The sequence below is a fragment of the Streptomyces caeruleatus genome (genome assembly GCF_001514235.1).
Lineage (GTDB): Bacteria > Actinomycetota > Actinomycetes > Streptomycetales > Streptomycetaceae > Streptomyces > Streptomyces caeruleatus.
In genome coordinates, this window is sequence record NZ_KQ948934.1 from 124,560 (window position 1) to 137,363 (window position 12,804).

Genomic DNA, 12,804 nt, shown 5'->3' on the forward strand with positions numbered 1-12,804 from the left:
TGTCTTACTTCTCCTCGGTGGTACGGGCGTGGGTGAGGGCGGGTTCGTTGCCGCCGAGCAGCAGGTACAGAACGGCCATCCGGATGGACACTCCGTTTGCGACCTGCTCGACGACGGTGCAACGTTCCGAGTCGGCGACCTCTGCGGTGATCTCCATGCCGCGCACCATCGGGCCGGGGTGCATCACGATGGCGTGCTCGGGCATCCGCGCCATGCGGTCGCCGTCGAGTCCGTAGCGCCGCGAGTACTCGCGCTCGGTCGGGAAGAACGCGGCGTTCATACGCTCGCGCTGCACGCGCAGCATCATCACCGCGTCGGTCTTGGCCAGGGTGCTGTCGAGGTCGTACGACACCTCGCAGGGCCAGGTCTCGACGCCGACCGGCACCAGGGTCGGCGGGGCGACGAGGGTGACCTCGGCGCCGAGGGTGTGCAGCAGGTCGACGTTGGAGCGGGCGACCCGGCTGTGCAGGACGTCGCCGACGATCGTGATGCGCCGGCCGTTGAGGTCCTGGCCGAGCCCGGCGTCCCGGCCGACGAGCCGGCGGCGCATGGTGAAGGCGTCCAGCAGGGCCTGGGTGGGGTGCTGGTGGGTGCCGTCGCCCGCGTTGATGACGGCTGCGTCGATCCAGCCGGAGTTGGCGAGGCGGTACGGCGCTCCGGAGGCGCCGTGCCGGATGACGACGGCGTCGACGCCCATGGCCTCCAGGGTCTGCGCGGTGTCCTTCAGGGACTCGCCCTTGGAGACGCTCGACCCCTTGGCGGTGAAGTTGATGACGTCGGCGGAGAGGCGCTTCTCGGCGGCCTCGAAGGAGATACGCGTGCGCGTGGAGTCCTCGAAGAAGAGGTTCACGACGGTGCGGCCGCGCAGGGTCGGCAGCTTCTTGATCGGCCGGTCGGCGACCCGCGCCATCTCCTCGGCGGTGTCGAGGATCAGGACGGCGTCGTCGCGGGTGAGGTCGGCGGCCGAGATGAGATGACGCTGCATCTGTCAGGCTCCGTAAGGCAGTTCGGGAGATTACGGGCAAGTGCGGGCATGCCGAAGGGAGGCGTTCCCGCCGGCTTGCTACGGGGTCTGCTTGGCACCGAGCAGCACGGTGTCGCGACCGTCCTCCTCGGCGAGCTGGACCTTGACCGTCTCCCGCAACGAGGTGGGGAGGTTCTTGCCGACGTAGTCGGCGCGGATGGGCAGTTCGCGGTGGCCTCTGTCGACGAGGACCGCGAGCTGCACCGCACGGGGGCGCCCGATGTCGTTCAGTGCGTCGAGGGCGGCGCGGATGGTGCGGCCGGAGAACAGGACGTCGTCGACGAGGACGACGAGGCGGCCGTCGATGCCGTCACCGGGGATCTCGGTGCGGGCCAGCGCACGCGGCGGGTGCATGCGCAGGTCGTCGCGGTACATGGTGATGTCGAGCGAGCCGACCGGGATCTTGCGCTCGGTGATCTGCTCGAGCTTGGCGGCGAGCCGCTGGGCGAGGAAGACGCCGCGGGTCGGAATGCCGAGGAGCACCACGTCGTCGGCGCCCTTGGCGCGTTCGACGATCTCGTGCGCGATGCGGGTCAACACCCGCGCGATGTCAGGGCCTTCGAGAACGGGCCGGGCTTCGGACGCTTGCGTGTCCTGCTGGCTGTCCATACGAGAGGGACCTCCTTCTCCGCCTCACGGGACGGACCTTAAAGGACGTCTGGTTTGCGCCATCCACCGTAGCAGGTCGGCGACCCGCTCCCGTTCACCCACTTGGCCTAATCGGCCACCGATAGCACGGAAGAGTCGGTGTGGACCATTCGGCTTGACGCGCCAGAGTAACGCTGCGTAACCTCACAGTGAGTTACCAACCGCGCGGCATGGAACCCAAGCCAGTCGCGTCGACCCAGTGCCGGGGAGCTATATGTCCAGCGAATACGCCAAACAGCTCGGGGCCAAGCTCCGGGCCATCCGCACCCAGCAGGGCCTTTCTCTTCACGGTGTCGAGGAGAAGTCCCAGGGACGCTGGAAGGCCGTTGTGGTCGGTTCGTACGAGCGCGGCGACCGCGCCGTGACCGTGCAGCGCCTCGCCGAGTTGGCGGATTTCTACGGCGTTCCGGTGCAGGAGCTGCTTCCGGGCACCACGCCCGGCGGCGCCGCCGAGCCGCCGCCGAAGCTGGTCCTGGACCTGGAGCGACTGGCCCACGTCCCGGCCGAGAAGGCGGGTCCGCTGCAGCGGTACGCCGCGACGATCCAGTCGCAGCGCGGTGACTACAACGGCAAGGTGCTCTCGATCCGCCAGGACGACCTGCGCACACTCGCCGTCATCTACGACCAGTCGCCCTCGGTCCTCACCGAGCAGCTGATCAGCTGGGGTGTGCTGGACGCGGACGCGCGCCGCGCGGTCTCCCACGCCGAGGAGGGCTGAGCCCTCTCCCAGGGGTCGAGGCCCTTCAGCAGAAACGTGCCGCCGGGGTGGCCGGAACTATGCGGTTCCGGCCACCCCGGCGGCGTTCTGTGGGCCTGCGAAGGCCCAGAGGCACCGGACCCGCCGGAGGGCCCGCAGCATCCCTGCTGCGGGCCCTCCGGCGCTCTTCGAAACCCCTACGCCTCGTCGCGACGCAGGGAGGGCTTCAGGTCCTTGAGCCGGCCGAGCAGGCCGTTGACGAACGAGGGCGACTCGTCCGTGGAGAACTCCTTCGCCAGCTGCACCATCTCGTCCAGCACGACCGCGTCCGGAGTCTCGTCGACCCAGATCAGCTCATGCGCGCCGAGGCGCAGGATGTTGCGGTCCACGACCGGCATCCGGTCCAGCGTCCAGCCGACCGAGTACTGGGCGATCAGCTCGTCGATCCGCTTCGCGTGTGCCGCGTAGCCCTCGACCAGCTCCATCGTGTACTCGCTCACCGGCGGCTGCCGGGTGTCGGCCCGGGAGAGCCGGACCCAGTCCGCGAGGACCGTCAGGACGTCGACGCCGCGCTGGTCGCCCTCGAAGAGGATCTGGAAGGCGCGCTTGCGGGCCGTGTTGCGGGCAGCCACGGTTAGCTGTTCACCCGGCCGAGGTAGTCGCTCGTACGGGTGTCGACCTTGATCTTCTCACCGGTGGTGATGAAGAGCGGCACGTTGATCTGGTGGCCGGTCTCCAGGGTGGCGGGCTTGGTGCCACCGGTGGAGCGGTCGCCCTGGACGCCCGGCTCGGTCTCCTGGATGACCAGCTCGACGGCGGCGGGCAGCTCGACGAAGAGCACCTCGCCCTCGTGCTGGGCGACGGTGGCGGTGAAGCCCTCGATCAGGAAGTTCGCGGCGTCGCCGACGGCCTTGCGGTCGACCATGAGCTGGTCGTAGGTCTCCATGTCCATGAAGACGAAGTACTCGCCGTCCATGTAGGAGAACTGCATGTCGCGCTTGTCGACGGTGGCCGTCTCGACCTTCACGCCGGCGTTGAAGGTCTTGTCGACGACCTTCCCGGAGAGCACGTTCTTGAGCTTGGTGCGCACGAAGGCCGGGCCCTTGCCGGGCTTGACGTGCTGGAACTCGACGACGGACCAGAGCTGGCCGCCTTCGAGCTTGAGCACCATGCCGTTCTTGAGGTCGTTCGTGGAAGCCACGGTTGCGGAATCTCCTGGACTGACGTGGACGACCCCGGCGCACGCGCGTAGCCGACGAGCTAGAGCGCGAGCAGCTCCTTGGTCGTGATGGTGAGTAGCTCGGGTCCGCCGTCCGCCTCGGGGCGGACGACGAGCGTGTCATCGATCCGGACACCGCCCCGGCCCGGGAGGTGGACCCCCGGTTCGACGGTGACCGGCACGCAAGCGTCCAGTTTACCCATGGCCGCGGGAGCCAACTGAGGGTCCTCGTCGATTTCGAGTCCGACACCGTGTCCCGTCAAGGGCGGAAGGCCCTGCGCGTACCCCGCGGAGTCCAGCACCTGGCGTGCCGCACGGTCCACATCCCGGTAGGCGGCGCCCGGCGCCAGCGACTCCCGTCCGGCGCGCTGGGCGGCGAAGACCAGGTCGTACAGCTCGATCTGCCAGTCGGCGGGCGACGTACCGATGACGAACGTACGGCCGATCTCGCACCGGTAGCCGCGGTACGTGGCACCCAGGCAGACGGAGAGGAAGTCGCCCTCCTCAACGCGGCGGTCGGTCGGGCGGTGTGCGCGTCGGCCGGCGTTCGGGCCGGTGGCGACGGAGGTGGGGAAGGCGGGGCCGTCGGCGCCGTGATCGACGAGGCGGCGTTCGAGTTCGAGGGCGAGGTGGCGTTCGGTTCGGCCGACGAGGATGGATTCGAGCAGCTCCCCGAGGGCCTGGTCGGCGATCTCCGCGCCGATCCTGAGGCAGGAGATCTCCTCCTCGTCCTTGACCACCCGAAGCTGCTCGACCGCGCCGCCGAGGTCGGCGAGGCGCAGTCGCGGCACGACCGAGCGGATGGCTCGGTGCCGGGCCACGGTGAGGTGGTGTTCCTCCACGGCGAGACAGACCCCGCCCTGCGCCGCGGCGAGGTCGGCCGCGGCTACGGCGGGGTCGCCTCCGGCGCCGGGGAGGGCGTGGATCCGCAGTGCCTCGTCGGGACGGCCTTCGCTGGGGCGGTCGTCGAGCGGGCCGGCGCACACGAGCAGGTCTTCGGTCTTGCCGAGGAGCAGCACGGAGCCCTGCGGGGCGGCGCCCGCGAGGTAGCGGACGTTGGCGGGGCGGGAGATCAGCGCGGTGGCGCTGCCGCTGGCTTGGCAGCGGTCCCTCAGCCGGGATCGGCGGGTGGCGTACACCTCTGACATGACCCGAGCGTAAGAGCTCCGCTCGGTTGGCGCCGGTTGGGGGCGTCTGAGTGGGGTGTCTGGATTGTGGGGGTTGGTGGGGGAGCTGTGTGTGTGGGGGGGTGTGGGGTGTGAGTGCCGCTTGAGGTTGTGTGCCGGGTGCGGGGTCGTGGGGGTGCCGCTTGAGGTTGTGTGCCGGGTGCGGGGTCGTGGGGGCTTGTCGCGCAGTTCCCCGCGCCCCTGGGGCGCTGGCCTGCGGGTCGGCTGCCAGATCGGGAGTCGGCCCCTGGGGTGCTTCCCTGCGGGTCGGCCACCGGATCGGGAGTCGGCCCCTGGGGCGCTGCCCCGCAGGTCCGCCGCCAGATCGGGAGCCGGCCCCCGGAGTACTCCCCCGCAGGTCCGCTACCAGATCGGGAGCCGACCCCCGAAGTACTCCCCCGCAGGCCCGCCGCCAGATCGGGAGCCGACCCCCGAAGTACTCCCCCGCAGGTCCGCTACCAGATCGGGAGCCGACCCCCGAAGTACTCCCCCGCAGGCCCGCTACCAGGTCGGAGGGCTGGCGATGGAGCGGGACAGGACGTCGTTGAGGACCTGGGCTGTTTGAGGGACGTCGAGTTGGGAGTTGTCGATGATGGGGAGGCCGGAGCCGTACCAGCCGGCCATGCGGCCGTGGATGCGGGCGACCTCCTCGTCGGTGAGGCGGCGGTTGCCGGAGCGTTCGGCGTTGCGCTCCAGGACGATCTCGAGGCCGGGGAGGAGGACGACCGGGAGGAGGCCGGGGCCCACGTGGCGCTTCCAGCCGCCGAGGCCGACCACCGGGCGGTCGGGGAAGACCGCGTCGTCGAGGATGCACGAGATGCCGTTGGCCAGGAAGTTGCGCGCGGCGAAGCCGCAGGTGCGGCGGGCGAGGCGGTACTGGGCCTCGGAGTTGTCGTTCCAGCCGGACTGGGGGTCGGCGAAGCCCGAGCGGACCCATTCACGGACGTCGTCGAGGCTGATGTGGGCCGTGGGGACGCGGCGGTGGTCCGCCCAGTACTTGGCGACGCTGGTCTTGCCGGCCCCGGCCGGGCCGATGAGCAGGACCGCGAGGGTCGTGGCGGCGGGGTCGGGGGCCGCGGCGGCGGGCGGGGCGCTCGGCATGCCCACGGGGCCGCCCGGCGGCAGCGGGACGTGGCCGGTGGTCTCCGGCGCGGGCGGGACGTGGGCGTGCTGCGGGCTGTGCGGGGCCGGGCCGGGCGGGGTGAAGCCCGGTGCCGGAGGCGGCGGGGGCACGGGAGCGGATCCCTGGTGCGGGGCCTGCGGGGCAGGGCCCTGATGCGTGCCCGGGTGGTGCGGACCCGGGTGTTGTGCGGCCGGCGTCCAGCCGTGCCCCGACTGGTGGGGCGGCGGCAGCGGAGAACCCACTGCGTGCTGCATCCGGTGCCACTCCGTCTCGTCTTCCATGACCATTGGCGCTGGCAGCAGGGTGTGAACCCCGCTCGCTACCGAACGGTACCGCCCCCGGCCGCCGTTTGGTGAACGGCCGGTGGCGGTCCGAAGTGCCCATCGCCACAGGCGAATCGGACGGAAGGGCGGTTCGCCGGACTTACTGGCCGACTTCGCCGTACGCGGCGAGCAGAACGGCCGGGTCCGGTCCCTCCAGGACGGTCGGCTTGGCCAGGCCGTCCAGCACGATGAAGCGCAGCAGGTTGCCGCGGGACTTCTTGTCGACCTTCATGGTCTCCAGCAGCTTGGGCCACTGGTCGTAGCGGTAGTGGAGGGGGAGGCCGACCGATTCGAGGATCGTGCGGTGCCTGTCGGCCGTCGCGTCGTCCAACCGCCCGGCGAGACGGCCGAGTTCGGCGGCGAAGTGCATGCCGACGGCGACCGCGGCGCCGTGCCGCCACTTGTACCGCTCGTTCTTCTCGATGGCATGGGCGAGCGTGTGGCCGTAGTTGAGGATCTCCCTCAGGCCCGACTCCTTGAGGTCGGAGGAGACGACCTCGGCCTTGACCCGGATGGAGCGCTCGATCAGCTCGGCCGTGTGCGGGCCGGCCGGGGTGCGGGCGGCCTCGGGGTCGGACTCGATGAGCTCCAGGATCGCCGGGTCGGCGATGAAACCGGCCTTGATGATCTCGGCGAGCCCGGAGACGTAGTCGTTGACCGGGAGGGAGTCCAGCGCGGCCAGGTCGCAGAGCACGCCGGCCGGCGGGTGGAAGGCGCCGACGAGGTTCTTGCCCTCGGCGGTGTTGATGCCGGTCTTGCCGCCGACGGCCGCGTCGACCATGGCGAGCACGGTCGTCGGTACGGCGATCCAGCGCACCCCGCGCAGCCAGGTCGCGGCGACGAACCCGGCGAGGTCGGTGGTCGCGCCGCCCCCGACGCCGACGACGACGTCGGTGCGGGTGAACCCGGACTGGCCGAGCGCCTTCCAGCAGTAGGCGGCGACCTCGGCGGTCTTGGCCTCCTCGGCGTTGGGCACCTGGATGGCGACGGCCTCGTAGCCCTGCTCGGCGAGGTCGGCTCGCAGCGCCTCGCCGGTCTCGGCCAGCGCCTCGGGGTGGAGGACGGCGACCCGCTGGGCCTTGTCGCCGATCAACCCGCCGAGCTCGCCCAGGAGTTGACGGCCCACCAGGACCTCGTAGGGCTCGCTGCCCGCGGTGCCGCCGACCTGGACCCGCGTCACTGCCTCGCTCATGCTTCCTTCAACTCCAGTGCGTCCAGGGCGGCTTGGGTGACTTCTTCGGGGGTACGGCCGTCGGTGGCCACGACCGCCGTGGCCACGCTTTCGTACAGATGACGGCGCGCCTCCATCAGCTCGCGCCACTGCTTGCGCGGGTTCACCGCGAGCAGCGGACGGGCCGCGTTGAGGCCGGTGCGCTTGACCGCCTCCTCGACGTCCATCGACAGGTACGCCACCCGCTGTCCCGCCAGGAGCTCACGCGTGTCCGCGTCGAGGATGGCGCCGCCGCCGAGAGCCAGGACGCCGTCGTGCTCGGCGAGGGCCCGGTGCACGGCCGCCTTCTCGATCGCCCGGAAGGCGGGCTCGCCCTCGTCGACGAAGATCTCGGCGATCGACCGGCCCTGCTCGGCCACGATGTCGTCGTCGGTGTCCCGGTAGACCACGCCGAGCCGCTCGGCGAGCAGCTGTCCGACGGTGGACTTGCCCACGCCCATCGGACCGACGAGGACGACCACGGGTGCTGGGCTCACCGGATGGCCAGGTTGTCGAGGTACGACCGCACGTTGCGGCGGGTCTCGGTCACCGAGTCGCCGCCGAACTTCTCGGCCACCGCGTCCGCGAGGACGAGGGCCACCATCGCTTCGGCGACGATGCCGGCGGCCGGGACCGCGGACACGTCGGAGCGCTGGTGGTGCGCCTGCGCCGCCTCGCCGGTGGTGACGTCCACCGTCCGCAGGGCGCGCGGCACGGTCGCGATCGGCTTCATCGCGGCACGAACCCGCAGCAGCTCACCGGTGGTGAGGCCGCCCTCGGTGCCGCCGGAACGGCCGGAGGTGCGCCGGATGCCCTCGTCGGTCTTCACGATCTCGTCGTGCGCCTTGGAGCCCGGGACCCGCGCCAGCTCGAAGCCGTCGCCGATCTCCACACCCTTGATCGCCTGGATGCCCATGAGCGCGCCCGCGAGACGGGCGTCCAGCTTGCGGTCCCAGTGCACATGCGAGCCGAGGCCCACCGGGACGTCGTACGCCAGGATCTCGACGACGCCACCGAGGGTGTCGCCGTCCTTGTGGGCCTGGTCGACCTCCGCGACCATCGCCTTCGACGTGTCCGCGTCGAGGCAGCGCAGCGGGTCGGCGTCCAGCTTCTCGACGTCGGCCGGCGTCGGGTACACACCCTGCGGGGCCTTCACGGAGCACAGCTCGACGACATGGCTGACGATCTCGATGCCGGCCGTCTCCTTGATGTACGACCGGGCCACCGCGCCCAGCGCCACCCGGGCGGCGGTCTCACGGGCCGAGGCGCGCTCCAGGATCGGCCGGGCCTCGTCGAAGCCGTACTTCTGCATGCCGGCGAGGTCGGCGTGGCCGGGACGGGGCCGGGTCAGCGGTGCGTTACGGGCGAGGCCCGCGAGGATCTCGGGGTCGATCGGGTCGGCCGCCATGACCTGTTCCCACTTCGGCCACTCGGTGTTGCCCACCATGATCGCGACCGGGGAACCGAGGGTGAGGCCGTGCCGGACGCCGCCGAGGAAGGTGACCTCGTCGCGCTCGAACTTCATGCGCGCGCCGCGTCCATAACCGAGCCGGCGCCGGGCCAGGTGGTCCGCCACCATCTCCGTGGTGATCGGCACGCCGGCGGGAAGGCCCTCCAGCGTCGCCACGAGTGCGGGACCGTGGGACTCCCCCGCGGTCAGCCAGCGCAACCTGCTCAACGGTGCTCCTCAGTGCTCGCGCCCTGGTACTGCCCTGCGTACGCGCGTCCTCGCGTACGTCGACGGCGTGACCAGGTGCGCGGCCCCGGCCCGCCACCTTCGATCCTCCCACGTCCGGGCCCGGTCCCCGGCCGCCGGTCCACCAAGCGGACGGCGGTGCGGCGGCACCGGGCCCCGCAGCGGATCACGCCGGGCCGTTGCCCTGACGCTGCTGCGGCGCGTACGCGCCGAGGAAATCGGCACCGCTCGGCTGCTGCGCGGGCTGCGGCGCGGCCTGCTGGGGCGCGTACGGCCCCAGGTAGTCGGCGCCCCGCCCCTGCCCGTGCTGTGCCGTCACCTGGACGGCCTGTCCCGCGCGCGCCGCACGCCGACGATCGATCCTGCGCTTCAGCTTGAAGCCCCACGACCCCACGACGAGCAGCACGATCAGGACCAGCACGGGGATCTGCACCCAGTCCGGCATGAACTGCAGGACGACCTGGAATATCTCGCCCTTGCCGGACGCCAACGGCACACCAGTGGTCACGTCTGGTACTCCCCCCAGTTCTTCTCCGCCCCCTGCGGAACTCAGCGGATCCTAGCGGGCCGCGAGAGCGCGCTCTCCCGCTTTTCGCATGGCCTCGACGGGCGCGGGGGCGCGGCCGGTCATCTGCTCCACCTGGAGGACCGCCTGGTGCACCAGCAGGTCGAGGCCGCTGACGACGGCTCCGCCGTACATGGACCAGCGCGCCGCGAGAGCGGTCGGCCAGGGGTCGTAGAGCACGTCGAACAGGGTGGCGGGGCGCTCCGGTACGGCAGCGGCGAGGGCGTCCGTCGTACCGGCCGGGGTGGTCGCGATCACCAGCGGGGCGCGCAGCGCCTGGTCCGCCTCGGCCCAGTCCGCCGTACGGATGTCGACGTCGAGGCGCTCGCCCCACTGCCGCATCTCGGCGGCGCGGGCCTCGCTGCGTACGTACGCCACGACCTCACCGGTGCAGACGCGCGCGAGCGCGGCCAGCGCGGAGGACGCCGTGGCGCCGGCGCCGAGGATGGCGGCCGAGTCGACCTGTTCGATGCCGCGCTCGCGCAGCGCGGCGACCATCCCGGGGATGTCGGTGTTGTCGCCGACGCGTCGGCCGTCCTCGCCGAGGACGACGGTGTTGACCGCCTCGACGGAGGCCGCCGTCTCGCTGATCTCGTCGAGCAGCGGGATGACGGCCCGTTTGAGCGGCATGGTCAGCGACAGGCCGGCCCACTCCGGCCCGAGTTCCTTCAGGAACCCGGGCAGAGCGGCCTCGTCGACCTCGAACCGGTCGTACGACCAGCCCGTGAGCCCGAGCTCCTCGTAGGCGGCGCGGTGCAGCACCGGGGAGAGGGAGTGGGCGATGGGCGAACCGAGAACGGCGGCCCGGCGGGCGTCAGTTGCCCCTGCTCTCATTGAACTTGTCCTTGAGCTTCAGGAAATCATCGTGGGTCTTGGCGAATTCTGTCTTGTTCACGCCGTCGGTCGCCACGAAGTAGTACCAACCCTGGTCGGTCGGATTGAGCGCGCCCTTCAACGCGCCATCGCCCGGGTTTCCGATCGGGCCGGGCGGCAGACCCTTGTGGTAGTAGGTGTTGTACGGGTCGGAGTTGCTCTTGATCTCCGACTCGCTGATGTCGATGTTGCTCTGACCCTTCAGGTAGTTGAAGGTCGAGTCGAACTGGAGGGCGCCGTAGGTCTCGGGGTTCGCGAGGTCGAGGCGGTTGTAGACCACTTCCGCCATCTTGCGGTAGTCGTCTTCGGTCTTGCCCTCGGCCTGGACAAGGCTGGCGACCGTGATGACCTGCAGCGGGTTGTCCAGCTTGAGTGCCTTGGCCTTGCTCTCCAGGTTGAGCGCCTCGTACTTGTCGGCGGCCTCGGTGACCATTCCCTTCAGGACGGCTTCCGGCTTCATGCCCTTCGCCGCGGGATAGGTGCCCGGATAGAGGAAACCCTCCAGCGGGTCCTTGATCTCGTCGTTGCTGTTCGCCCAGCTCGGAAGTCCGAGGCTCTTGTATTTCTTCTCGGCGACCTTTTCGGTGGTGCCGGACGGCAGTTCCAGTTTTTCGTCGATCGTCTTGTAGACGCTCAGATTGCGCTCGCCCGGCCTGACCAGCACGTTGTTCTGGCTCTCGGGGCTGAGCATCATCTCGACGGCGGCCGCTGCGGACATCTGCTTCTTCAGCAGATAGGCGCCCGCCTGGATCTTGTCCCCGTCTTCGTTCTGCTGCTGGGCGGCGACGAACGCGTCGACGCTCTTCACGACCCCGGCCGCCTTCAGCCGCTGACCGATCTCGGAGCCGAACGCGCCCTTGGGGATCTCGACGGTGACCGTCTCGCTCGTGCCGTCACCCGCGTAGTCCGGGGCGTCGCCGAAACGATCCTGGTAAAACTGATAGCCGAAATATCCGACTCCGGCGACGCCTCCGCCGAAGATCAGCGCGACCACCAGACAGGCCATCCCGCTGCGCCGCTTCTTGGGCTTTCCGCCCCGGCCCTTGCGGTCACCGCGGCCGCGGCCGCTTCCCGACCCGTCGTCGGAGTCGTCCTCGTCATCGTCGCCGCCACCGGCAAAGAAGGCATGTTCACCCTGGTCAGGCCCAGGATCCCAGTCGGTTTGGGGCGGCTCCGGCTCGGCCTGCCGACGGCTCGGCGGCTCCGGCGGCGGGTACGCCTCGGGCGTGCCGTAGTAGTCGGGCTGCTCACCGCCGTACCCCGCGGGCTGCTGCCCGTACGGGTCCGCGGGGCCGGGGTACTGGACGTGCTGCTGGGCGCCGTCGGCCCAGCCGTTGTGGTCGTACGACTGCTGGCCCTGGCCCGCGTAGTGCTGCTGCTCGTATTGCTGGGCGTACTGCTGGCCCTGCTCCGGGTACTGCTGACCCTGCTGGTACTGCTGCGCCTGACCGTATGCGGCCTGCTGGCCGTTGCCCCAGTCGCCGTAGTGCTGCGGCTGCTGCGGCTGCTCCGGATAGTGCTGCGGCTGGCCGCCGTAGGCAGCCTGCTGACCCGAATGGGCCTGCTGCCCTTCCCATCCCCCGTCCCCGTACAACGGGTCCTCGGGATGCCACGGTTCGGAGCCTGGGCCCCGGCCATACTCAGTCATCGATCCCCTAGAGCCGCGAGGCGGCGGTCACGCGGCTGCTGAAGATCCGGTTCCCGTCCCGCCTCTCTTTGTGCGCCAGCTGTTCGAACACCGGCGCATCGCGCGGAACGTTACCGTATCGCGATCAGATAACCACTTCGACGCTCTCTCCGGGTGCTTTACCTGACACCCGTTCGGATTCGAGCGCCTGCTGCAGAATGATCACAGCGGCCGCCTGGTCGATCACCGACCGGCCCTTCTTCGACCTCACCCCCGAGGCGCGCAGTCCCTGACTGGCCGTCACGGTTGTCATCCGCTCATCCACGAGCCTGACCGGTACGGGCGCGATCATGCGTGCCAGTTCCTGGGCGAAGCCCCTGACCTTGACCGCGGCCGGGCCCTCGCCCCCCTTGAGGGAGCGAGGCAGACCGACGACGACCTCGATCGGCTCGTACTCCTCGACGAGTTGCCGCAGGCGGCGGTGGGCTGCGGGGACGTCCCGGCCCGGGACCGTCTCCACCGGGGTGGCGAGGATCCCGTCGGGGTCGCACGAGGCGACGCCGATGCGGGCGTCGCCGACGTCGATCGCGAGGCGACGGCCCCGGCGCATGCCCGGGCCGTCGCCACCTGCGG

The 12,804-nt window shown here is 70.6% G+C and carries 14 protein-coding genes; 1 reads left to right on the forward strand and 13 read right to left on the reverse strand.

The annotated features are described in order from the left end of the window. Positions 1 to 4: 4 nt before the first annotated feature. Both AQJ67_RS30505 and pyrR read right to left on the reverse strand, forming a co-directional pair. The gene (locus AQJ67_RS30505) at positions 5 to 985 is read right to left on the reverse strand and encodes an aspartate carbamoyltransferase catalytic subunit (RefSeq protein ID WP_062722564.1); all 981 of its coding nucleotides are present in this window, start codon (positions 983 to 985) and stop codon (positions 5 to 7) included. Between the two features lie 78 nt (positions 986 to 1,063). Then, positions 1,064 to 1,633, reverse strand: coding sequence for a bifunctional pyr operon transcriptional regulator/uracil phosphoribosyltransferase PyrR (gene pyrR / locus AQJ67_RS30510; RefSeq protein WP_062722565.1), 570 nt, complete (start codon positions 1,631 to 1,633; stop codon positions 1,064 to 1,066). A gap of 253 nt (positions 1,634 to 1,886) precedes the next feature. Between pyrR and bldD the strand changes: the two genes are divergently transcribed. Further along, positions 1,887 to 2,390, forward strand: coding sequence for a transcriptional regulator BldD (gene bldD, locus AQJ67_RS30515; RefSeq protein ID WP_062722566.1), 504 nt, complete (start codon positions 1,887 to 1,889; stop codon positions 2,388 to 2,390). 176 nt (positions 2,391 to 2,566) lie between these two features. Here bldD and nusB read toward each other — a convergent pair whose 3' ends face one another. The 11 genes from nusB to ruvX all read right to left on the reverse strand — a co-directional run bounded on the left by nusB (position 2,567) and on the right by ruvX (position 12,781). Further along, positions 2,567 to 3,001: a transcription antitermination factor NusB gene (gene nusB / locus AQJ67_RS30520; protein ID WP_062722567.1), complete on the reverse strand. Its 435-nt coding sequence runs from the start codon at positions 2,999 to 3,001 to the stop codon at positions 2,567 to 2,569. 2 nt (positions 3,002 to 3,003) lie between these two features. Further along, positions 3,004 to 3,570 (reverse strand): elongation factor P, encoded by a 567-nt coding sequence (efp, locus tag AQJ67_RS30525; RefSeq protein WP_062722568.1) that lies wholly within the window; start codon positions 3,568 to 3,570, stop codon positions 3,004 to 3,006. A gap of 59 nt (positions 3,571 to 3,629) precedes the next feature. Then, the gene (locus AQJ67_RS30530; protein ID WP_062722569.1) at positions 3,630 to 4,736 is read right to left on the reverse strand and encodes an aminopeptidase P family protein; all 1,107 of its coding nucleotides are present in this window, start codon (positions 4,734 to 4,736) and stop codon (positions 3,630 to 3,632) included. A 519-nt stretch (positions 4,737 to 5,255) separates the two neighbouring features. After that, a complete protein-coding gene (locus AQJ67_RS30535; protein WP_079056281.1) occupies positions 5,256 to 6,131 on the reverse strand; it encodes a Pro-rich N-terminal domain-containing protein in 876 nt (291 codons plus the stop codon). Between the two features lie 169 nt (positions 6,132 to 6,300). Then, a complete protein-coding gene (gene aroB / locus AQJ67_RS30540) occupies positions 6,301 to 7,392 on the reverse strand; it encodes a 3-dehydroquinate synthase (RefSeq protein WP_062722571.1) in 1,092 nt (363 codons plus the stop codon). Beyond that, positions 7,389 to 7,871 (reverse strand): shikimate kinase, encoded by a 483-nt coding sequence (locus tag AQJ67_RS30545; protein ID WP_107123032.1) that lies wholly within the window; start codon positions 7,869 to 7,871, stop codon positions 7,389 to 7,391. The genes aroB and AQJ67_RS30545 overlap by 4 nt, the downstream gene beginning before the upstream one ends. A 32-nt stretch (positions 7,872 to 7,903) precedes the next feature. Then, positions 7,904 to 9,088, reverse strand: a complete 1,185-nt coding sequence (gene aroC / locus AQJ67_RS30550) for a chorismate synthase (protein ID WP_062722573.1) — start codon at positions 9,086 to 9,088, stop codon at positions 7,904 to 7,906. Positions 9,089 to 9,272: 184 nt separating this feature from the next. Next, on the reverse strand, positions 9,273 to 9,614 hold the full coding sequence (locus AQJ67_RS30555) for a hypothetical protein (protein ID WP_062722574.1): 342 nt from the start codon (positions 9,612 to 9,614) through the stop codon (positions 9,273 to 9,275). Between the two features lie 51 nt (positions 9,615 to 9,665). Beyond that, positions 9,666 to 10,505, reverse strand: coding sequence for a shikimate dehydrogenase (locus AQJ67_RS30560; RefSeq protein ID WP_062722575.1), 840 nt, complete (start codon positions 10,503 to 10,505; stop codon positions 9,666 to 9,668). After that, complete coding sequence (mltG, locus tag AQJ67_RS30565) at positions 10,486 to 12,192, reverse strand: endolytic transglycosylase MltG (protein WP_062722576.1); 1,707 nt, start codon at positions 12,190 to 12,192, stop codon at positions 10,486 to 10,488. The genes AQJ67_RS30560 and mltG overlap by 20 nt, the downstream gene beginning before the upstream one ends. A gap of 124 nt (positions 12,193 to 12,316) precedes the next feature. Further along, a complete protein-coding gene (ruvX, locus tag AQJ67_RS30570) occupies positions 12,317 to 12,781 on the reverse strand; it encodes a Holliday junction resolvase RuvX (RefSeq protein ID WP_062722783.1) in 465 nt (154 codons plus the stop codon). Positions 12,782 to 12,804 lie beyond the last annotated feature (23 nt).